This is a genomic window from Vibrio splendidus (genome assembly GCF_024347615.1).
Lineage (GTDB): Bacteria > Pseudomonadota > Gammaproteobacteria > Enterobacterales > Vibrionaceae > Vibrio > Vibrio splendidus.
Window position 1 is genome coordinate 1,289,878 of record NZ_AP025509.1, and the last position, 22,849, is coordinate 1,312,726.

Consider the following 22,849-nt stretch of genomic DNA (forward strand, 5'->3'; position numbering starts at 1 on the left):
CTCAGCAAGCTATAACTTAATCACTGATTCAAAACACTTCCTTATCTGATTTGCAGATGAGAACACAACAGGGCAACTTCGTCATTCGAGGTTGCTCTGCTTTTTCGTCCCCTTGATCTAGAAAAGCACCCTATTTGGATAAACGTCCAATCTACATAAAGTACCCAATCTAGATAAAGCATCCGCTCTAGATAGAGTAATCAACCCAAAGCCATTAGGTAATCTTCATTTCACCACAACTTTTTTAGCCCGCCTCCATAAAGCAGCTATGCTTATACAATCGGTGCCATAAAAGAGCCTTAACAAGCAGTTATACCGAGGCGAACATGGCAGTTCCCTTGCATTTCATAAACGGCAGTTGGATCAACCTATCGAAGTTCACATCAATACCATTATGGTAACTGAGGTTATTAATGTGAGACTCACCTCAAGTTCCAAGTGAATTAATGTGGAAATCCACAATAGCGCGAACAACCAATTATGTCGAAAATGCGTGCATTACAACCAATAGCGACGCCTCATGACTAAGCTGACAATTAAAACTCAAACTCTAACGCTTTGCATCGCTGCTCTAGGAAGCCTTTCTTTATCCGCTTTTGCACAAGCAGCACCCAATCCAATGCCAGAAGCCGCAGAAACTTGTAGTGGCTGCCATCAAGCCGACGGTAAAGGCATGCCCAACATTGCCCCTATGCTTGCAGGGCTCAATGCTGACTATCTAGAGCATCAACTGGTTCTGTTCTCAAGTGGTGAGCGTCAAAGCGCGATCATGAAGGGAATGGCTGACGGTGTATCTGATCCCGCTGTTCGTCGTGAGGTCGCAGAATACTTTGCATCACTGCCTTCATACGAATTTACCGATTTAGAGCAGCGCGGCTCACAGGCTGATATCGATAACCCCTATCGTAAACTTGTATTCCAAGGCGATTGGGATAGAAACATTCCAGCCTGTGCAACCTGTCATGGGCCAAGCGGTATGGGCGTAGACAAATTCCCGCGCCTAGCAAGCCAGCATGCCGACTACATTCAAACTCAGCTCAACGCCTGGAAAAATGGCACTCGTAAGGGTGATGATTTGAACATGATGGGCAACATCGCAGGCAAGTTGACCGACGATGAGATCAAAAACCTGTCTTACTACTTCGCCTCTTTCCGATACTAAAGGGCTCGCATGAAAACATTACTTTTAATTACCGCAACCCTTGCCTCTGGAATCGCTTATGCCGAAGCTGAGTTGCCCGATCGCCAAACCGAACTGCCAGCCGTTGAGAAGCCTCAAGACAACAAATATCTGGTGCCACGAGACTTGGTTGATATCCCTGCTGGGGAATTTGGCGACAAAGTAAAATTGGGGTACTCGCTGTTTGTCGATTCACAACAGATGCGTGGTACGTTCGTAGGCAATGAACAAAACTGTGTAAACTGTCACATGCAAGCGGGCATGAAGCCTAACGCAGCACCTCTTTGGGGTGCGTACATGGCCTACCCTGCGTATCGTTCCAAGAACGACAAGGTAAACAGCTACGCAGAACGTATCCAAGGTTGCTTCACCTACTCAATGAATGGCCTACCACCGGCTGAGGGTTCAAAAGAAATGGTCGCACTAACGGCTTATTCATACTGGCTGGCGATGGGTGGAATCCTAGATAAGAACGGCATGCAAGACACGCCTGTCCCTGAGATCAGCGATGCTGATTTACAAGTTGGTGGTAAAGCTGAAAGCTTCCCTCTTCCTGAAGAGCTGTTAAGCAAATACCCAATCGATGAACGCAGTAAGCTTGCCGGTCGTGGCTACCCTAAGATTGCAAACCCTGAACAAGAGCCGTCAATCGCTCGTGGTGAAAAGGTTTACCAAACCAGCTGCCAAACCTGTCATGGTCAAAATGGCGAAGGCATTAAAGGGGCGGATGGTCGCTCATACCTACCACCTCTTTGGGGCGAGAACTCGTTCAACTGGGGCGCAGGTATGCACCGTGTAAATACAGCAGCCTACTTCATCTACGAAAACATGCCGCTTGGAAAGAGCCAGCAACTTTCGATTCAAGATGCATGGGATGTGGCTGCGTTTGTGAATAGTCATGAACGCCCACAAGACCCACGATACAAGGGTGATGTTGCAGGTAATGCTAAGCGTTACCACAACCACCAAGGTTATTATGGCAAAGAAGTCGACGGTAATGTACTGGGTTCAAAAGCCTACCCAAGTGGTAAAAAAGTGATTCATGAGCATTGATAGACATTAGTGCACAAGAGCCTTTCACGTCAGCTATAGCTAAGCTTTACATTGTAAATCAGCTATAGCCAGAGGAATAAAAAGGAGCCAGATCGTTCGACGTTCTGGCTCCTTTTTTATGTTTGAACGATTAGAGATCCAGCTAATCTTGCTGCATCTTCTCCCAAATCGTCGGAGAGCCGATATAGTCTTGAACCGTAGTGATGAACTCTTTGACCAGTTTGGTCTGTTTACGGTGCGGATACACAGCGTAGATTGCAGTATCAATCGTAGAGATCGGATAATCCGGAAGCAAAGTCACCAAGCCAAGCTCTTTCATTGAGGCATACAGGTTTGATTGATCAAGGAAGCCATATCCTAGGCCATCTTTCACACAAGACACCATAGTACGAACATCACTGACCTTGTAGTTGCCACGAATCGTTAAGCTCTGGAAGGTATTACCTCCCGGCTCTTCACTAATGCGCAGATGGTCGACCGTCATATCACCATTGGTATAAATCACGGCAGGTAGCGCGAGCAGATCTTGTGGCGTCTTAGGCTCACCATGCTCCTTAACAAAATCGTTTGACGCGACCAACATAAAATTACTGTCGGCAATCTTCTTGGCAATCAAGTTCGATTCAACAAGCTTACTGAAGCGAAACGCGATATCAAACTGCCCGGCAATGATATTGGCGATCTTATCGTCTAAGGAAAGTACGATCTGAACATCAGGGTACTTTCTCATGAACTGAGTGATGATAGGTTGCAGATATTGCTGCCCAAAATAGATCGGTGAGGTAATTCGCAGAACGCCTTTAGGCTCTGACTGGTATGAATCTGCAATGCCTTGGATCTGATTGATGGTGTCTTTCAGCACATAGGTTTGTGCGAGAATATCTTCCCCGGCCGACGTCAACGAAAACGAGCGTGTAGAGCGGTTCAGCAGCTGAACACCTAAATCTTGCTCAAGCTTTTTGATCTGTTTAGAGAGCGATGAGTTGTCCATGTCATGCAAAGTTGCCGCTTTGGTAAACGACCCTTGTTGAACCACATCTAAGAACAATAACAACTGATTGGTATTTGGCACTGCGCCTCTCCTGAAATAAAAACTCGACTAGCGTTCGTCTTTGGGTGTATCCATCACAACCATAGTCGTAATCGATTGCACCTGAGCACATTCCCCAAGCACATCGGCATGAAACTTCTTATAGCCCGGTAGATCTTTGGTTTCTACCCTTAGCAAGTATTCGTTGGCACCGGTAATGTTGTGACACTCCACTACCTCTTTTTCCATACTGACGTGCTGTTCAAACTCCAGCTGAGCCGCTTTGCTGTGGCTCGATAAACCAATCGAAACATAAGCAATAAAACCGACCCCCATCAGCCCATTATCCAGAACCGCTCGGTAACCTTGAATGACCCCTTTACGCTCAAGATCCTGGACGCGTCTTAAGGTCGCAGAAGCCGACAAGCCAATCCGCTCTGACAGCTCAATGTTGGAGATTCTGCCGTCCAATTTAAGCTCTTGCAATATCCTTTCGTCAAATCTATCCATAAGTACTTATTATTGTGCATTTAGTGATAATAGAGGAAATAAAAGCACATAATTGCCTCACTTTCCACCTACTATGTTTCTCAACACGTGAAAGTCATGACCGGTCAGTCACTTCGTTCATTTTACTGCTGGAGAACCATAATGCCTTTAGAACAACTTAGCGCACTTGCCTTGTTTGCGTTTGTCTCGACCTTCACACCAGGTCCAAATAACATCATGCTCATGACATCAGGAGCAAATGTTGGCTTTGCCCGTACTATTCCGCACATGCTTGGGATTGCTCTAGGGTTCGCAGCCATGTTGCTGTTAGTTGGCTTCGGTTTAATGGGCATTTTCAACGCTTATCCGGTTACTCACCAAATTTTGAAATACCTAAGCCTTGCTTACCTCGTGTACCTTGCAATCAAGATAGCACTGAGCGGCAAAGCGAAAAGTACTGAAGCTTTTAAACCAATGACCTTCATCGGCGCGGCAAGTTTTCAGTGGGTGAACCCTAAAGGTTGGTCGATGGCGCTGACGGCGATTTCAGTCTATAGCAGCGGCAGTTCATGGTGGGAGCTTGCGATCATCGCAGGTATCTTCACGCTAGCCAACTTGCCATCCGTGACCTTCTGGACAGCGGCAGGCAAGCAACTGCAACACTGGTTAACAACACCCATCCGCATCAAAAGCTTCAACTACGGTATGGCAGGCTTGCTGCTCGCATCGACAATTCCGATGCTCTAATCAAATAACGTCCTATATTGAGATGGTTAGTGCACGACTACTAGCCATCATTCTCGTTAAAGATACCCAATAATCTCGCTAAGCCAACGACCAAAAATTGCCTGCCCGCTTGGGGTTAGCGTCCACACAAACGCCGCTACATTCATTGCCACTGTCAGCCAATAGATAGATCTGAACGGCTGCTTTTGCGTTTTATGACGCAGCTTATCTTGAGCGATCAACGCCCCTAACCAACCACCAGCAACAGAAAAAGTATGCAGGGTTTTCTCTGGCACACGCCAATTGCCATTGATCGCTGCTCGCTTGTCCTTCGCATACACAAAAAACGTCACCACACCGATAACCAAATACCACACCAACAGCGCTTTAGAACTTTCCGCAAACAACACAGATACCGCTACCAGAACAAGATAAGTGATAACGATTTGAATAGATGAAGACAACATCAACTCCTTTTGGGTAACAGCTCACATACTGTAGCAATTACGCCCTGTAGATTTTGATAAGGATGAGTAAGGCATATTGTAATTCGGTTAGCCTGCAAAGAATAAACAAGCCCATTCATCCCTACATAACATGATGGAAGTTAAAGGAATTATAAATATGTACAACCAAAAGTACGCCATCTACCAAGTTTTTACGCGTTTATTTGGTAATAAGAACACCCAACATGTTCCATGGGGCACAATCGAACAAAATGGCGTCGGTAAGTTCAGTGATTTTACCGATAAAGCGCTGTCTGAAATTCAAAAGCTCGGAATGACTCATATTTGGTATACAGGAGTGCCGCATCACGCCGTCATCAATGATTACAAACACATAGGTATTTCAGACGATCACCCAAGCGTGGTAAAAGGCCGAGCAGGCTCCCCTTATGCAATTAAAGATTACTACTCCGTCAATCCGGACCTCGCCAATAATCCTGACCATCGGTTAGAAGAGTTTGAGGCATTGATAAAAAGAAGCCACGACAACGGTTTAAAAGTGATCATCGATATCGTACCGAATCACGTTGCGCGTCATTATCAAGGCTTAAACAACCCACAAGGCGTCAGTGACTTCGGCGCTCAAGATGACACAACGCTGGAATACCACAGAAACAATAACTTTTACTACATCCCCAACAGCACTTTTGAACTGCCAGATATCGAGCCCGCCTTTACGCCGCTTGGTGGTGAACAGCACCCTAACCTAAGCTCCCCGTTTATAGAGACGCCCGCCAAATGGACGGGTAACGGCTCACGTTTAGCCAAGCCTAGTTTCGATGATTGGTATGAAACGGCGAAAATCAATTATGGCGTGCGACCAGACGGTTCAAAAGACTTCCCTGAACTACCGAGTGACTATGCCCAGCGAGATTACCGAGAGCATCATCATTTCTGGGAATCGGCTGCTGTGCCTAGCTCTTGGGTGAAATTTCGAGATATAACATTGTTTTGGTTAGAAAAAGGTGTTGATGGGTTCCGCTACGACATGGCTGAGATGGTGCCTGTTGAGTTCTGGAGTTACCTTAATTCATCTATAAAGATGAAAAACCAAGATGCCTTTTTAATGGCTGAGGTGTACCAACCGGACTTATATCGCGACTATATCCACTTAGGAAAAATGGACTACCTCTATGACAAGGTTGATCTATACGATGGCCTCAAAGACATCATGCAAGGCAAGGCTTCAACGGCTATCATCCCCGAAATCCAACATCAGATGATGGATATTGAACACCACATGCTGCACTTCTTGGACAATCACGATGAGCAACGCGTCGCTTCTCCCGAGTTTGTTGGCAATCCAAATATCGCGAAACCTGCAATGCTAGTCAGTGCGTTATTGAGCAGTTCACCAACCATGATCTATTTTGGACAAGAAGTTGGTGAACCTGGAGCGGAAAACGCAGGGTTTGGACAGCCCTCTCGTACCTCTATATTCGATTACGTCGGAGTCCCACAACACCAAAAATGGATGAATCACGGTGCATTCGATGCCGGATTATTAAACGACAACGAAAAGCAACTACGTCACTTCTATCAGAAGGTAATGAACTTTTCGCTTGAGCACTCTTCAATGACTGGTGAATATCGAGACTTACATAAAAGCAATAATCAGAGTGATTCGGTTTACACATTTCTGCGCTATGACGACCAAGAGGTGACAATAGTTGCTGCGAATTTCAGCCAACATGTCACAGAGAATATTCACTTAACGGTTCCAAATGATCTTATACAAACGCTCACAATCGCTGATGGCAATTACTTGCTAGATGAACATATTGAAGGCATTCAACAACAGGTATTAAACGTTGAGAAAAGTATTGGCAGTTTTAGTCTTGAACTAAAGCCACTGGCTTCGTTGGTTTGGGTATTTCCCTTATCTGAATAGGATATTTATCATTATTAATTTCCAAATAATCTGAGTTTCAATCAATTGATAAATAACTTAATTCCCGCATTAAATTAACTTCACCTCAATTCGATATCTTCCTCACATTAATAAGGATGAGATCTCATCCTTATTATCTACTCCTAGCTTCTACGCCTTGGGTTATTAATATCGAACATATGAGCTATTGATCCAATTAATTTCACTTAAACCAAATACAAAGCGTGATACTGACACTAGGTTTCCTATTTTTACGTATTAAAAATAACTTTACATATAGCCATCACAAATAGTTGGCCATCATTCGGACTAGGATATTCATCTTCATAAAAAGTGAAATATGGATATCAAACGTGAACAACATAAATATTAATAAGAACATCACTCTACAACGCACCTTCAACATTACAAAAAAGAGAAGCTTCAAACGATCAACGCTAGCCAAAGCGATTCTACCTCTCTTCACCGCCACCCTTATCACAGGCTGTGGTAGTGATAACGACAGCGACACGGATGCTGGCAACAGTGGTTTATACAAAGCTGGCGAAAACGAAGTCGTTGTTTACTACAAACGTGATGTCGCGGCTGCTAGCACGTCTAGCTCGACCTATGATGGCTGGGGATTGCACCTTTGGAATGGCGAAGGCTGTACCAGCACAGACTTAGTAGCCATGGGGTTAAGTGAAACGGGTACTAACTGGGAAGCACCTTACGAATTTGATGGTATCAGCGATACCTACGGTGCCTACTATGTGTTGAAAGTCGATCCTGATGCTTCTGACCCGCATAAATGCATGAACTTCATCTTACACAATGGCGACGAAAAAGCGTTTGGTAGTGCCAATTCGAAAGTCGAGTTAACCAAGCTTGGTGATTCGCAAGGTGTATTCGGATTTCATGGCAGCAGCGAGTTGTACTACGACCCAATCTCAGAAAGACCAGTCAATATTGATGGCCAAAAAGCACATTGGTTAGATGCAACCACCATCGCTTGGGAAGCAGCTAGTAATGCCGATTCTGTAAAACTCTTCTATGCGTTAGATAACAGCATCACGATGAACGACGACAAAGAAATTGTCGGCGGCACTGCAATTGAACTAAGCAAAGACGGGGAGCTGTCCTCTGAATTGAAAGAGCGTTTCCGCCACCTTGCAAGCTTACCAGCCCTGGCTATCGATGTTGACGACAGCACACTTCGCACTATTTTAAAATCTCAGATAATTTTTGTTGCCTACAATGCCAGTGGCGATGTTATCTCTTCAACTGAGGTTCAAAAACCTGGTGTGCTTGATGCGGTATTTGCTAGCGAAGATGCTGGTAATGCAATGGCTGAAGAATTAGGCGCGATTGTTGAAGGCAGTGCGGCTACCTTCAAGCTTTGGGCACCAACAGCGCAAGATGTAGAGCTCGTTCTTTACAGCGAAGACCTGAAAAGCTCACAAGTTTTTCCAATGAAAGAAAGCACTGAGACGGGTATTTGGGCGACTGACGCGGTACCTAACGCTGTCAACAGTTACTATCGCTACCAAGTGAAGGTTTACCACCCAACCACAGGCAACATTGAGACTCGCTTAGTAACCGACCCTTACTCACTCAGCTTATCGAAAAACTCTGCATACTCTCAAGTCATCGATCTTGATGATTCAGCATTAATGCCTGAAGGTTGGGTTGGATATAAACGCCCAACCGTAGAGAAAGACGAAGACCACGTACTCTACGAGTCACATCTTCGTGATTTTAGCTTCAGCGATAAGCTCGGCACAAAGAGCCTAAACGGCAAGTACCTCGCTCTCACAGAAGCAGATCGTGAGTCGGTTAAACACCTTCAAGAATTGAAAGATGCGGGCTTAACGACACTACATATCTTACCGGCATTCGATATCGCTACCGTCGATGAAGATGAAGCGAGCCGTGTCGATATTACTGACACCGTTGGTAAGCTATGTGATGTAAAACCGACTGCCGCCTTATGTGGAAACGAAGACGAAAACAAAGTCATCGAAGAAGTACTCGATGGTTATGATCCTTCAACAGGCGATGCACAAGCGCTAATGAACGACCTGCGTATGCTCGACAGCTTCAACTGGGGCTACGACCCATTCCATTACACGGTTCCAGAGGGCAGCTACGCGACAGATCCTAATGGTTCTAAGCGTATTCTAGAGTTCCGTCAAATGGTGAAAGCAACGCACGACATGGATCTTAAGCTGATCATGGACGTTGTATACAACCATACCAATGCGTCTGGCGTGAACGATAAGTCAGTGCTGGATAAGATTGTCCCTGGGTACTATCACCGCCTTAACGTCAACACCGGTGGCGTCGAAAACTCAACCTGTTGTGACAACACTGCAACTGAAAACCTAATGATGGGTAAATTGATGGTCGATTCACTTAAGGTATGGGCTGACGACTATAAAGTGGATGGTTTCCGATTTGACTTAATGGGCCACCAGCCAAAAGACGTGATGGTAGAAGCTCTTGCTGAAGTTCGTAAAATCGACGAGAACACACTGTTCTACGGTGAAGGTTGGGATTTCGGTGAAGTAGCGGATAACGCACGCTTCGATCAAGCGAACCAAATCAACATGGCAGGCACTGAGATCGGTACCTTCTCGGACCGTCTGCGTGACGCCGTACGTGGCGGTAGCCCGTTTGATGGTGGCGTCGATTCAGAAGGCAACCACCCACTTCGCTTTAACCAAGGCTTTGGTAACGCAGCGATTGCCAACGAAGAGACCAAAGTTGATCAAGATTCAATCAACGGTCGCTTACACAACCAAGATCTTGTTCGTTTAGGCATGGCAGGTAACCTCGCAGAATACGTGTTGATTGATTACAAAGGCGACACCAAACTGGGTAAAAACGTCGATTACAACGGTGCGCCCGCTGGCTACACCAAAATGCCTTCAGAGAACATCTCTTACGTTTCAAAACACGATAACCAAACGCTTTGGGACAACAACGCTTACAAGATCGCTGCAGGTACTAGTTCTGCAGAGCGTGCTCGCATGCAGTCGGTATCGCTTTCTACCGTGATGTTAGGCCAAGGCATACCATTCATCCATATGGGTTCTGAACTACTTCGTTCTAAGTCTATGCAGCGCGATTCTTACGACTCTGGTGATTGGTACAACCGCGTCATGTTTGACGGTACTAACAATAACTGGAATGTTGGCTTACCACGTGAAGACAAAGATGGTGCTAACTGGGATTTGATCAAAACTATCATAGCTGACAGCACGGCTAAACCAGACGCAGACGACATTGAGCTGACTAAGCAGCAATTCCTAGAGCTATTAAAAATCCGTAGCTCAAGCGAACTGTTCCGCTTAGACACAGCAGACGAAGTCATGAAGCGTGTCGACTTCCGCAATGTTGGTGAGGATCAAGTCGAAGGCCTAATCGTGATGTCTATCGATGATGGTGCATCCGCAGGTACAGACCTCGATCCAGCGAACGATGCGATTGTCGCGGTTGTAAACTCTACCGATGAATCTCAATCATTCAAAATCACAGGAGCGACGGGGTTTACTCTTCATACCGTTCAACAGAGCTCAGCTGATGACACAGTCAAAGGCGCAAGCTTTGCCGCTGAAACGTTCACTGTACCTGCATTAACCACAGCAGTATTTGTACAGGCTCAAGGCGATGCGCAAGGTGTCGGTCTGCCAGTCGATAACTCAGATAAAGATGTATCTAGCATTCCGCCATACGGGCAAACAACGGTTTACGTTAGAGGTAACATGAATGAATGGGGCGCAACTGATGATTGGGCGATGAGCTTTGTTAGTAACGGAGTTTATTCTTTAACAGCAACTTTAGATCCTAATAGTTATGAATTCAAATTTGGGAGTTCTACCTGGGAAACCATTGATATCGGTTGTAAGTCCGCTGAACTTGCAGATGGCTCTATCAATCTTGGAACTGATGGTAACTGCCAATTGAGCGTAACAGAAGCTGGCAACTACACATTCATTCTGAATGCGATTTATGAGTTAGATGACAATGTAGAAAAAGCGGTCGTTTCAGTAACCAAGAATTAAGCCTTAAAGCTTATGATTCTAATAAACAGATAATAAAACCAGCGCAAGCTAGCCTTTTGGGAGACGTCAGTCTCCCTTTTTTTATCCTCAATAAACTCCAATCCCAATGCACCACACCATTGCTTTGCTTCTCATCGGTAAATACTCAGTGTTAAGTGATAGACGAGCCACCTTAGTTCTTAGTAGAAAGCATAACGACTCAGTGTGAGCGTCTAGTTTAAGTGTATGTGAAATTTAGGAATCCGAGTTTAGATTTAGGTTGATAAATGAAATGGCGATTCGACAATAGAGCTCGTATTCAGTTGTGTGAGAAGAGTAAAATAGACGAAAGTGTTTTAGTTGGCAATTAGTAATATCAAAACCATAAACGACCATTAACGTCCATTTATATTAGCCATTAATTATTAGGTGTAAGTCAGTGGTTATTTAAGACCCAGTGTTGAGTGAATATAAATATTCCTTTTCACTTATCACAAACAATAAAAAGGCCCCTAACTAGGAGCCCTTCTTTTCATATCATTCAGTATATACAAACCGTTTGATTATTTTTTATTGACGGCTTTTACAAATACTTCTTGTGCGCCTTCAATACCGAGTGCTTTTGCTTCATCTAATAAGCTCAGAGCTTTCGGAATATTATCTTCACTTACTGCCGTTTGAATTGCATTATGGTAGTAAGTTTGCGTCTCTGGTTGAATGGTATCAAGCTTCGCTGCCGCCGCTGGCTTAGCGTTAGAATCACTGCTAGAACCAAACGAGAAGAAACTTACTCTATCAAGAGTCACTTCAATCTTACCTACGTTTGCGTTCGGAACTGGGATATCTTCCATTTCTGGCAAGTAGTTACCGCGGCCTTCTGCATCTAAACGAGCAGGATGAATGACATCAGTAAAACCATCCAGATCTTGCTGCTCGGTATAGATAACTAAATAAACCGATTCAGACGTCGTCGGTGGGTAAAAATCGTTGTCAGCAACTAAGCGATTTCCCAAGTGCAATCTTGGTTTCGCGTATTCGAAACTCTCTTTACCATAACGCTCTAGCTCACGACCATTTTTATCGTAAATGACGGCATTTGGTACAAATGCTGTATCGCCGATCATGCTCGTGATCTTAATAGAATACTCACCACGGTCTGCAGGGAGCTCTATCGCGACCACAGGGCTGTTGATGCCTTGGTAATTTAATATTTGACTATCTGGTGTTACATCAAAAATTGCTGAGCTTGGCAGCTTCATTGAAGCAAATTGAAGACCAGCAATAGAGTTAACTTGTTCAGCTTGCGCAACTTGCACTTGCTCGACTACTTGCGCAGATTGACAACCGGCTAACGCAACACAGCCACTTAGCATAAGAGCTTTAAAATACATAACCCTTCCTTTTTGTTATTTTTTTAAGAAATTTACTAACTTTAATTACCACAAAGAGAACTATTCACCTAGGGAACGATCAACTTAATCGTACATTCCTTAAAAAAATAGCCGACGCAAGCCGGCTATGAATTAGGACAGTTTAGGATTTAAGCTAAGTGGCTTACCACCAAGCTTCAGCTTGGATACCGAACACGTATTCAGTATCGTCACCGTTGAATGCTTCTTTATTTTCAGTATCTAGGATGTAAGAACCGTAAACACGGATTTCAGGACGAGCCCAGAAGCTGTCACCCATAGCCCAAGCTTGAGCTACTGTGAATTTAGCGTTACCGAAGTCTTCTGTTGCTAGACCGCCGTCAGCAATACGCTCACCAGCGTTGTAACCAGCTTCAAATACTGTACGCATAGTGTCGTTCCACTTGTACATTGGACGAACTACAGCAGAATACTGGTCGATATCGAAAGTTTTGTTTGTGTAGTTACCATCTTTGTCAGCACCACCGATATCGCTACCCGCTAGGTAAGCTAGTTGGTGACCCATTTCCCAAGATTCGCCAAGGTTCATTACACCCCAGTTAATTAGACGGAAACCAGATGCTTCGTTGAATGCTTCAGTACCACGAGAGTAGTAAGAACCTGAACCCCAGAAGTTTGCAGCTTGTACGCCGTAACCATTAGTACCGTATTGAAGTACAGTTTGGTGGAAGCCGTTGCTCGTTCCTTGGTGTAAAATCGCAGATGCTAGTAGACCATCATCAGCAGACTCACTTGCGTCATCTGAATCAGTTGCGAAGTTGTATGCTAGTGCAAATTCTAGAGAAGCATCTTGCCATAGGCCAATGTTCGCTAGACGAGCATCAAAGATGTAACCCGTTGAATCGTCAGTGTCACCATCTTGAATAAGCGCTACAGAAAGTTTTTGGTCACCAATAGAGATGTTTTCAACACCACCACCAGTACCTGATGTATTTAGGTAGTAGAAGTCAGTGATGTGGATGTCTTTACGTTGGTAGTATGTTTTACCAGCCCAAAGAGTCGCTTCTTGGTCAAAAGATAGAACGCCTTTCGCTTTAACAGCAAACTGAGCAACGTTAAAGTCAGAATCTTCCCAACCATTTGCGCCAGGAGCACCAGAAGCAATCATTGACTCAACGCGCCACGTTTGCTCACCAGTTTTCAGCTCTTCAGCTAAACCAAACTCAGAATAGTTATCGTTTTCGTTACCTAGACGACCAATACCGTTTTTATTTACTGATACATCACCGTTACCGTTACCGCTAATACCAGTACCAGCACGCATGTAACCATTAAAATCTACAGCGAACGCAGAGCCAGCAGCTAATGTAGTTGCCACTGCAGCAGCAATCAAACTTACTTTTTTCATTCTTAACTCCATTAAGGACGATTTATTTTAGGTTTTTATATTTTTGCTCTCTTGCGACAACCAAAGGCAGTAATGGCGGACGTAAGATAGAGAGGTTTAGGGTTGCCCCTGATTCGTTTCAACGGAGTCAATATTAAGAGGGGATGACAAGTTTGACTTCCTCCACCCCTAAGTTAATTAAGGGGGACTAGAGGGGAGTAGAAAATATACAGAACGGTGTTTTAAAGAGGTAGATCACTTAATCTAGGAGGAGTAGACAGCACACAGATCTAATTATTCGATATAAGTGCGATCTAGTTCAAATATATAATTTGAACTTCATCGATGAATTATTTTTTTAACCGTAATTAATCTGTGAAGTTGCTTGACCTTATTGTGACAAAGCTTTTTACTTATAGTTCACTGATGTCGATAAACGAACAAGAAATCAAGCAATGACTAGAACGCTCGCTCGCCCTTATCCACTAGGCGCAACGCTAGGTAACACTGGCTGCAACTTCTCAATTTATTCTCCTGACTGTAAATCCCTTTCCCTCGCTCTCTTTGACGAGAACGATGAGTTCACCACTTATAAATTGGAAAATGAATACGCTGATATTGGATATGTGTTCATCGACGGAATAAAAGCAGGACAAAAATACGGCTTCATTGCTGAAACTGAAAATGGTCCAATCTTACTTTCAGACCCTTACGCTAAAGCAATCAGCGAACCGCTCGATTACGCCACGCCATATACCAATGAAAAAAGCTTTTCGATGGCGAAATGTGTCGTTATTGATGACACTTTCGACTGGCAAGATGTAGACAAGCCGCGTATTAGCCGAGAAGAGACCGTTCTTTTCGAAACTCATGTAAAAGGCCTATCGAAACTTCACCCTGAAGTCGCGACCCATACTAAAGGCCGTTACTTAGGGTTAGTTAGCCCTGAAATGCTCGCGTTCTACAAACAGCAAAATATCAACTCTCTACAACTTTTACCTATTGCTGCGTGCATGCATGAGCCTCACCTACTAGATATGGGGAAAGTGAACTATTGGGGTTACAACCCATACTTATTCATGGTGCCTGACCCACGCTACGCCGAAAAGGACGCCGTGAATGAGCTCAAAACTGCGATTCGTGAACTGCACCGTAATGGCATCGAGGTCATTCTCGACGTCGTGTACAACCACACAGCAGAAGGCGGTGAAGGTGGAACGACCTTCAACCTAAAAGCACTGGATAGTCGCTACTACATTAAACATGGTTGTCATTATGCGAACTTTACTGGTTGCGGTAATACGGTCGACCTAACCCACCAGCCAGCACTCAACTTAGTGATGGATACGCTTCGCTATTGGGTTAATGAGTTTAAAGTTGATGGTTTCCGCTTTGATTTAGCAGCAACGCTAGGCCGTGAAGGCGATAATTACAATCCTGAGGCCGCTTTCTTCAAAGCCGTTGCTCAAGATCCGGTACTTAAAGAAACCAAGCTAATTGCAGAACCTTGGGACATCGGCCCGAATGGCTACCAAGTCGGTAATTTTCCTTTAGGTTGGAATGAGTGTAACGACAAGCTCAGAGACATTACACGCAGCTTCTGGCGCGGTGATCAAGGCTATCTGAAAGAGTTTGCAACTCGCTTGATGGGATCGCGTGATATCTACAGTGCTGCTCATTGGCCGTACAAATTGACCGTCAACTACATCACTTACCATGACGGCTTCACCATGCAGGACCTTGTTTCTTACAAACATAAGCACAACGAAGAGAATGGTGAGAACAACCGCGATGGACACGGCGACAATCGCTCTGAAAACTATGGCGTTGAAGGCGAAACCGAAAACCTCCTGGTCGTCGCAACACGTGAAAAACAGAAGCGTAACTTCATGGCAAGCCTGCTGTTCGCCTTTGGTATTCCGCATATTCTGACGGCTGATGTGTTATCTCATACTCAAAAGGGTAACAACAATGCTTACTGCCAAGACGGCGTAACCAGCTGGCTGAACTGGGAAGATTCAGAGCGTAAGACTTACTTCAAGACTTGGCTGTCTGAGATGATCTCCGCACGTCAGCAATACATGGTGCCTTTTATTAAGGCATTCAGTGGCGAAAAGCGTAACTCTAACCGCATCTTCTGGAGCCGTGTCGATGGCACTCTCATGGAACATGATGATTGGAACCGTTTAAGCTCGGTTGCGTTGCATTTAGGTATTGGTAAAGATGGTGACGAGTTGATTTATCTAATCAACCAAACCAACGCACCGGCGCGTTTTTCTTTACCTAGTGACCGTGATCAAAACTGGGTAACTATTTGCGATACGAACCTACGAAATGTAAAACCAGGTCATGCTGAAGGTGAAATGCTGTTATCTCCAGCTTCAATGGCGATTCTGCACTATTCGCCAGACAAGACTGATTTAAGTTAAGTTAAGTTAAAAGCTAAGTTAGCTTAATAAATCACCAGAAACCATAAGAGCCAGTTATGTTTATAACTGGCTTTTTTGTTAGCCGAATATCACAGAAATCATTCATTTATATGGAATCATTTGCATTGATGTGATTACGAAAACTGTTTAGTATGGCCGTACTATAAAAATGAATCTATAACGTCTTTGGATATCATGGCTTTACCTAAAACATTAATTCGGCTTTTTAAACCATACATTATTTTATTAACTGGAGGGATGCTCTATCTTGCTGTCGCTCAGCTTGAAAAAGTAGAAACAGCAGCAACCGAACAATCATCATCAAATATTCGAATCGCAAGCTCCACGATTCGTTCCAACATCGAAGCCACATTTGGCAAGCTCTATTTTTTAGAAACCAGTCTAGGCTTACCTCAAACGGCTCCAATCGGTGACCGAAAATTCAGAGAACTGAGTGATAACATTCTAAAAAGAACACCTAACTTCTCTGATATCGTTCGATACCAACCTCAAACCCAACAATATATATCAAGTCGTGGCTTACCTCTTTCCAACGAACAAGTTGGCTCCATCAAATGGAACCCAATAGACAGTGTTGTGGAGGATTTTTATATCTCTTCTATTTATCAAAAGCCCGATGGTCGTTGGGTATTCGCGGTAAAACATACAGCGGAAAGATTGAACGAAGAGATATGGATTGAGTTTGATCTATTGCACACAACCCAAGGGTTAAGAGACTTAAAAACGCTTAATCACGGCTATGTGTTTGTGGTTGATCGAGCAACAGAACGACTTGTCTTTCACCCTAATCCGAAACGTATCGGCTCTAAATCTATCAGCTACCACGCTGGAATAAGCCACCAACTCTCACAAGGCGAAACCGTCGGTAAACACGAATACTACTATCAAGATAACTTCAAAATATCGGTATTCGATGCTGACAACAGCTTGAACTGGGTGTTCATCGCAGGTACTGATCGTCACGATATCCTAACCAGCTCATATCAATTCACATTAACTGGTGTCGTACTTGGTTCTCTGATTCTTTTGTGGGTTGGGGCAAACTATTTGTCTTATCGCTTGAACGTATCTTTATCTCAACTGAATAAGGTCGATGACCTCGTAAGCTTTAAGCGAGAGTTGAAATCCATACTGGATAGCTTTACTTACCAAAAAGGGATTCAATTCTGTCTCTATCAGCCTGAAAACCACGCATTCAGTACCATCGACTATCACGGAAACAAATCAACGGTACATTGTGACAAAGCCCTTGCAGAACGATTTACACCAGACACCATGGCTTATCGAAGTGGTAAGTACGCCGATCCTCTGGCATGTAAACTCAAAATATACCAACGTCACTACTGCATTCCTTTGTACTCTCGCAAACAGTTGGTCGCAGTACTTTATGTGAACGCGAACTTACCGATCAGCCAGAGTATTCTGCGTATGATCAGAGATTACACCGAGGTCTCGCTGTCTAATTTACTGCTCCACCATCAATTGAGCAGTAAAGACCTGATGACTCAGTTGGACAACAAAAGCAGTTTCAATATCGCATTGGAAAACTACGCCGACGAGCCAGATACCTATGTTGCTCTGCTCGACATCGATAACTTTGACCACGTTAATCGCGCCTATGGTGAAGCGGTTGGTGACAAGATGATCAAGCTGACTGCAGAAGCGATACGCTCATACTTCCCTAAGCCTAAAGGGCTTTGTCTTGCACGTATTGGAGGCAAGGAGTTCGCTGTATTGTTCAAAGCAAATGATGTAAAGGATGCCAAATTCCAGCTAGACCAATGTCGAATTGAAGTTAGTGAGCAAGCCATTGCCGCGCCAGATATCACGTTATCATTAGGTGTCAGCGTCGGATTCTCGCAAATAGAAGGTGAAACAGATTCGGCTTTAGCGCTTGCAGAACAGGCGAAACTCATCGCTCAGCAGCTCGGAAAGAACCGAGTGGAAGGGCATATAAAGGCTGTCGCGCAAGCTTCATAACACGCCATAGATTCGTATGTGCACACAAAGCACCTAGGATTCACACCCTAGGTGCTTTTGTTTTTCTAGAAAGTCATTACAATGCGCCTTCGACACGACAATATTCCCTTTCTAACGACACGAATCTTATGAAGCTCAGCAACCGACTGCAAACTCTCCGCTCTCTTGTCAGCAATGACTACCTGCATATTTGGGACTGTTGCTGTGATCATGGCTTTTTGGGTGTTCAACTGCTGTCGGATAATAAAGCGCCTCAGATTCACTTTGTCGATATTGTCCCGTCTTTGATGAGTGAGCTTGAAGGAAAGCTAGCGCGCTACTTTCCACAAAGTAATAAAGCCGAACAAACGGTTACCAGCCAATGGCAAGTTTACTGCATGGATGTCGCCGCTATTCCGCTCCAGAAACATATTGGTAAACACCTGGTTATTATTGCCGGTGTGGGTGGCGATCTGACTCAAAAGCTCGTCGACGACATTCATCGCCAGCATCCAGACAAAGATATCGATTTTCTGCTTTGCCCAGTCCATCAGCAGTTCGAGCTAAGAAGCCATTTAAAAGCGCTCAAGTTCGGTCTTATTGATGAAGTACTGATCGAAGAAAACCGTCGTTATTACGAAATTTTATTGGTCAGCAATAACCAAGGCGAAGCTGAAAAGAACCAAGCTGTTAGTGATATATCAAACGTGGGTGACAAGATCTGGGCGCCGAGTTGCGAACAGCAGTTACAGATATCTCAGCAATACAAAGCCAAAACATTGCGGCACTACTTACGTATCCATCAAGGGCAAGAGAAGCAAGGCAAACCGAGCCAAGTGAAGCACATCATCAATGCTTACCAAGCGATTTAGCCCTCACATGTTCTGCATGTAGCATTGATTCTAATGCCACTAGATTATAGTAAGTACTAACTCTATCGTTTACCTCTGATACAGCCAATTCAATAAAAAAGCCGATAGTTCAGTGAACTATCGGCTTTTTTAATGCTATCAATTTGGTTTGAGCTTACTGCTCTTGTTTCTTGTGAACCGCATCAGCCTCATCAATCGTTTCAACCTCACAGACCTTATCAACCCCATAAACCGTATCGAGATACTCGTCTTTCTCTTTCCACGTGTTGTTCAACCAACTGTGGAAACGGCGCTTAAACGCTTTGTCTTCAAAGTAATTGCCGTTCACGTTCTCATCCATCGGATGCAATTTAATACGCACGACCACCTTTTTCATCTTACCTTTCAGCATGTCTTCAAACGGAGATGCCTGATTCTCTGGGTAAGCTAAAGTAACATCGACGATACCATCTAAGATTGGGCCCATTGCAGACAGAGCAAACGCCACACCGCCGGTTTTTGGCTTGAGTAGATGTCGATACGGTGTTTTCGCTGTCGCCAGCTTCTCGTGATTTGCACGTGTCCCTTCGACAAAGTTGACCAATGTTGTTGGTGCCCATTTGAACTTAGTGCATGCCTTGTTGATTGCGTCGAAGTCATCATTACGACGCTCAGGGTTACGAATCAAAAACTCACGCGAGTGACGTCTCATAAACGGCATATCCAAGCCCCAGCAGGCCAATCCAACAAAAGGAACATACAACAGTTCGTGCTTGAGGAAGAACTTAGTCATCGGCATCTTGTCTTTCAAGATAGAAGACAAGATCACGATATCCGCCCAGCTCAGGTGATTCGACATCATCAGGTACCACTGCTTGGTCGAGATATCTTCCCCCCCTTCGACTTGCCACTCGATATCGTTATTCACATTCAACATCCAAAGGTTAAGCGAAGCCCAACACCAAAACGTGAAATTCGCTAAACGAGTACATGACTTTTGAACAATAGAGATTGGAAGAATCAGTTTGATGAGGCCAAAGAAGCTCACGGTAAACGCAGTCATTGCGGTATTGATAGTCACGAACAATACGTTCAAGACCATACGAAGATTATCAAGCATAAAACACGGCTATATTGAGATCGAAAGCCGACATTATACTCATCTGTAAAATATTCTCTTTAGTAATTGGTTGAATACCCTGGGGGTCAAACCACTGTATCAATTTTGGTCTGTGTCCATAGAGCAATTCATCGTTCTTAATCACAAGGAATCACATCAAAAAACAATAAAGATGTCATTTAGACGCAGTAAGTGTAAAGTCTATTTGACATCATTCAAGTTCATTCTCACCGAATCGTTAGTATTGATAAGCATTCTCATTAATGGCATGGTACATGCAACTCCAAAGTGTAAATAGTTGAGTATCCTTAATGAGATAACTTCTCTAAGTAAAGGTGATGATATGACAGATATTCCTCATGGTTTGGTAACTGGCAAAGTCTTACATAAAACACAATGGACAGATCAACTGTTCTCGCTGCAAGTCAGTGCTCCCGTCTCTCCCTATCAGGCGGGTCAATTCACGAAACTTGGCTTGCTTAACAGAGAGGATGAGTTCGTAAGACGGGCTTATTCAATGGTGAATGCGCCAGAGCACAAACAAGGTCACCAACATCTGGAGTTTTTGATTATTAAGGATCAGAACGGTCAGCTTTCACCTCAACTTCATGAGTTGAAGGTAGGCGATGACATCTTTGTCGGCAAAGACCCAAGCGGCTTTATGACCTTAGATGAGATCCCAGAGATCGCCGACGATCTATGGATGCTTTCAACCGGGACTGCCGTTGGGCCTTTTATCTCAATGCTCGAAAGCATGCAGATACAGCAGCAAAACGGCTCAGATGTCGAAAAAGTAATGTCATTCAAAAACCTTGTACTGGTTCATGCCGTAAGAACAGAACAAGACCTGACTTATCGAGACCGTATCGCTCAACTCGTTAATCACTTCCAAGGGAAACTACAATATGTGCCAATTATTTCTAGAGAATCAGTCACCGGAACTTTGCGCGGACGAATCCCAAGCTTGTTACTTGGAGGCAACCTTGAGCAAACCACGTCTGTCGCTTTCAATCAAACCCGCAGTTTTTTCTACCTTTGTGGCAATCCGCAAATGGTTCGCGACACAAGTGAAGCACTAACCAGCTTAGGTTTCGAGAAGCACTTACGCAGAAAACCCGGCCAATTCAGCAGTGAAAACTACTGGTAATCACAGTCACCAATTCCATCAAAGCTAATGCTTGTATTCAAAATACAGACAGATAAGAGGTTTTATATGAGTCATTTACGTATTCCGTCACACTGGAAAATTCAACGTTCAACGCCATTTTTCACCAAAGACAACATACCGGCTGCATTGCTTAATCACCATAACACCGCAGAAGGCGTATTCGGCCAGATCTGCGTAATGGAAGGCACCGTCACCTTCTACGGTTTTGCCGATGCAGAAGCGACAGAACCAGAAAGTGTAATCACAATCGAAGCTGGGCAATTTGCCACAAGCCCGCCTCAATATTGGCATCGAGTAGAGCTTAGCGACGACGCACAATTCAACATTAACTTCTGGTCTGAGAAAGAGACCAAGAAGATGTTCAACACCCGAAAGTAAGAACCATTCAATATTGATGAACTTATAAGCAAGCTACTTCGTAGTGTGATTTCCGATGTTCAAAAAGTGATGATAGAAGATCAAATAACCATAGTAATTACAGTGACTAATGGTGATAGACAAGACAAAAAAACTCTAGCACACTGGACAAAGTTATTAGTTTTAATCCCGTTTCAGATAATGAATCAGTGGATTATTTATATTTTAGGTAAGAGAGGAAGCCATGCTCAACATTGCTTTTTTTAGCTCAAAATCATACGACGAAAAATCATTTGAACTTGCAAAAGGCGAACTCAACGCCGAGTTCCATTTTCACGATTTTCGACTCACTACAACAACAGCAAAAATGGCGCACGACAACGAAGTCGTTTGTGCGTTTGTAAACGACGACCTATCGCGAGATGTGCTAGAGATTCTAGCGAAAGGCGGCACTAAGCTGATTGCGATGCGCTGTGCAGGTTTTGATAAAGTCGATTTAGATGCAGCCAAAGAGTTTGGTCTGCAAGTGGTTCGCGTTCCTGCTTATTCACCAGAATCGGTAGCAGAACACACGGTCGGCATGATGATGTGTTTAAACCGTAAACTACACAAAGCATACCAACGTACTCGCGATGCGAACTTCTCTCTTGAGGGTTTGGTTGGCTTTAACTTCCACGGTAAAACCGTCGGTGTGATCGGCTCTGGCAAAATTGGTCTAGCAACCATGCGTATTCTGAAAGGTTTAGGCATGAACATCTTGTGCTACGACCCGTACCCGAACCCATTGGCAAAAGAACTGGGTGCTAAATACGTAGAACTCGACGAACTTTACCAAGAATCTGACGTGATTTCTCTGCATTGCCCAATGAGTAAAGAGAACTACCACTTACTGGATGCGACGGCATTTGGCAAAATGAAAGATGGCGTGATGATCGTCAACACCAGTCGTGGTGAACTGCTGGATTCAACTGCTGCGATTGAAGCACTCAAACAAAGCAAAATCGGCGCGCTTGGTCTTGATGTTTACGACAATGAGAAAGAGTTGTTCTTCCAAGACAAATCTAACGACGTGATTGTCGATGACGTATTCCGTCGCCTATCCGCTTGTCACAACGTATTGTTCACTGGTCACCAAGCCTTCTTGACTAAAGATGCTTTGTTCAACATCGCCAATACAACGCTCACCAGTGTTGATGCCTTCTTTACTGGAAACACCAGCGGCAACGAACTCGTTTAATAGAAGATTGAGTTAATAGCAGACTGAGTTAAAAACAAACTAGCTCTGCA

17 protein-coding genes are annotated in these 22,849 nt (G+C 44.2%); 11 read left to right on the forward strand and 6 right to left on the reverse strand.

Annotation, left to right across the window (positions count from 1 at the left end; translation table 11 throughout):
• The first annotated feature begins 520 nt into the window (after positions 1 to 520).
• A complete protein-coding gene (locus tag OCU90_RS22905; protein ID WP_017064226.1) occupies positions 521 to 1,162 on the forward strand; it encodes a c-type cytochrome in 642 nt (213 codons plus the stop codon).
• 9 nt (positions 1,163 to 1,171) lie between these two features.
• The gene (locus OCU90_RS22910) at positions 1,172 to 2,233 is read left to right on the forward strand and encodes a c-type cytochrome (protein WP_061022238.1); all 1,062 of its coding nucleotides are present in this window, start codon (positions 1,172 to 1,174) and stop codon (positions 2,231 to 2,233) included.
• A 142-nt stretch (positions 2,234 to 2,375) separates the two neighbouring features.
• On the opposite strand, the gene OCU90_RS22915 is transcribed toward OCU90_RS22910, so the two are convergent.
• Together OCU90_RS22915 and OCU90_RS22920 are read right to left on the reverse strand one after the other, a co-directional pair.
• Entirely contained in the window at positions 2,376 to 3,305 is a 930-nt protein-coding gene (locus tag OCU90_RS22915; RefSeq protein WP_061022240.1) for a LysR family transcriptional regulator, read from the reverse strand.
• Positions 3,306 to 3,332: 27 nt separating this feature from the next.
• Complete coding sequence (locus tag OCU90_RS22920) at positions 3,333 to 3,773, reverse strand: Lrp/AsnC family transcriptional regulator (protein WP_017090339.1); 441 nt, start codon at positions 3,771 to 3,773, stop codon at positions 3,333 to 3,335.
• 141 nt (positions 3,774 to 3,914) lie between these two features.
• Here OCU90_RS22920 and OCU90_RS22925 point away from each other — a divergent pair, with 141 nt between their 5' ends.
• Positions 3,915 to 4,499, forward strand: coding sequence for a LysE family translocator (locus OCU90_RS22925; protein ID WP_061022243.1), 585 nt, complete (start codon positions 3,915 to 3,917; stop codon positions 4,497 to 4,499).
• Between the two features lie 56 nt (positions 4,500 to 4,555).
• On the opposite strand, the gene OCU90_RS22930 is transcribed toward OCU90_RS22925, so the two are convergent.
• Positions 4,556 to 4,945: a DUF1294 domain-containing protein gene (locus OCU90_RS22930; RefSeq protein ID WP_061022245.1), complete on the reverse strand. Its 390-nt coding sequence runs from the start codon at positions 4,943 to 4,945 to the stop codon at positions 4,556 to 4,558.
• 157 nt (positions 4,946 to 5,102) lie between these two features.
• Between OCU90_RS22930 and OCU90_RS22935 the strand changes: the two genes are divergently transcribed.
• Positions 5,103 to 6,875, forward strand: coding sequence for an alpha-amylase family glycosyl hydrolase (locus tag OCU90_RS22935; protein WP_061022247.1), 1,773 nt, complete (start codon positions 5,103 to 5,105; stop codon positions 6,873 to 6,875).
• Between the two features lie 404 nt (positions 6,876 to 7,279).
• Positions 7,280 to 10,921, forward strand: a complete 3,642-nt coding sequence (gene pulA / locus OCU90_RS22940; protein WP_061022323.1) for a pullulanase-type alpha-1,6-glucosidase — start codon at positions 7,280 to 7,282, stop codon at positions 10,919 to 10,921.
• A 542-nt stretch (positions 10,922 to 11,463) separates the two neighbouring features.
• On the opposite strand, the gene OCU90_RS22945 is transcribed toward pulA, so the two are convergent.
• Together OCU90_RS22945 and lamB are read right to left on the reverse strand one after the other, a co-directional pair.
• Positions 11,464 to 12,291, reverse strand: a complete 828-nt coding sequence (locus OCU90_RS22945; RefSeq protein WP_017081801.1) for a MalM family protein — start codon at positions 12,289 to 12,291, stop codon at positions 11,464 to 11,466.
• Positions 12,292 to 12,454: 163 nt separating this feature from the next.
• Entirely contained in the window at positions 12,455 to 13,678 is a 1,224-nt protein-coding gene (lamB, locus tag OCU90_RS22950; protein WP_061022249.1) for a maltoporin LamB, read from the reverse strand.
• 434 nt (positions 13,679 to 14,112) lie between these two features.
• Here lamB and glgX point away from each other — a divergent pair, with 434 nt between their 5' ends.
• From glgX to OCU90_RS22965, 3 genes are all read left to right on the forward strand, one after another.
• Complete coding sequence (gene glgX, locus OCU90_RS22955; RefSeq protein ID WP_061022251.1) at positions 14,113 to 16,086, forward strand: glycogen debranching protein GlgX; 1,974 nt, start codon at positions 14,113 to 14,115, stop codon at positions 16,084 to 16,086.
• 258 nt (positions 16,087 to 16,344) lie between these two features.
• On the forward strand, positions 16,345 to 18,087 hold the full coding sequence (locus OCU90_RS22960; RefSeq protein ID WP_061022254.1) for a sensor domain-containing diguanylate cyclase: 1,743 nt from the start codon (positions 16,345 to 16,347) through the stop codon (positions 18,085 to 18,087).
• 128 nt (positions 18,088 to 18,215) lie between these two features.
• Positions 18,216 to 18,938, forward strand: coding sequence for a tRNA (adenine(22)-N(1))-methyltransferase (locus tag OCU90_RS22965; RefSeq protein ID WP_017086583.1), 723 nt, complete (start codon positions 18,216 to 18,218; stop codon positions 18,936 to 18,938).
• A 154-nt stretch (positions 18,939 to 19,092) separates the two neighbouring features.
• Here OCU90_RS22965 and OCU90_RS22970 read toward each other — a convergent pair whose 3' ends face one another.
• Positions 19,093 to 20,037, reverse strand: coding sequence for an acyltransferase (locus tag OCU90_RS22970; protein ID WP_017086584.1), 945 nt, complete (start codon positions 20,035 to 20,037; stop codon positions 19,093 to 19,095).
• A gap of 343 nt (positions 20,038 to 20,380) precedes the next feature.
• Between OCU90_RS22970 and OCU90_RS22975 the strand changes: the two genes are divergently transcribed.
• From OCU90_RS22975 to OCU90_RS22985, 3 genes are all read left to right on the forward strand, one after another.
• A complete protein-coding gene (locus tag OCU90_RS22975) occupies positions 20,381 to 21,184 on the forward strand; it encodes a ferredoxin--NADP reductase (protein ID WP_061022256.1) in 804 nt (267 codons plus the stop codon).
• 66 nt (positions 21,185 to 21,250) lie between these two features.
• On the forward strand, positions 21,251 to 21,583 hold the full coding sequence (locus OCU90_RS22980; RefSeq protein ID WP_009845875.1) for a DUF1971 domain-containing protein: 333 nt from the start codon (positions 21,251 to 21,253) through the stop codon (positions 21,581 to 21,583).
• Positions 21,584 to 21,806: 223 nt separating this feature from the next.
• Complete coding sequence (locus OCU90_RS22985) at positions 21,807 to 22,799, forward strand: 2-hydroxyacid dehydrogenase (RefSeq protein ID WP_017081793.1); 993 nt, start codon at positions 21,807 to 21,809, stop codon at positions 22,797 to 22,799.
• Positions 22,800 to 22,849 lie beyond the last annotated feature (50 nt).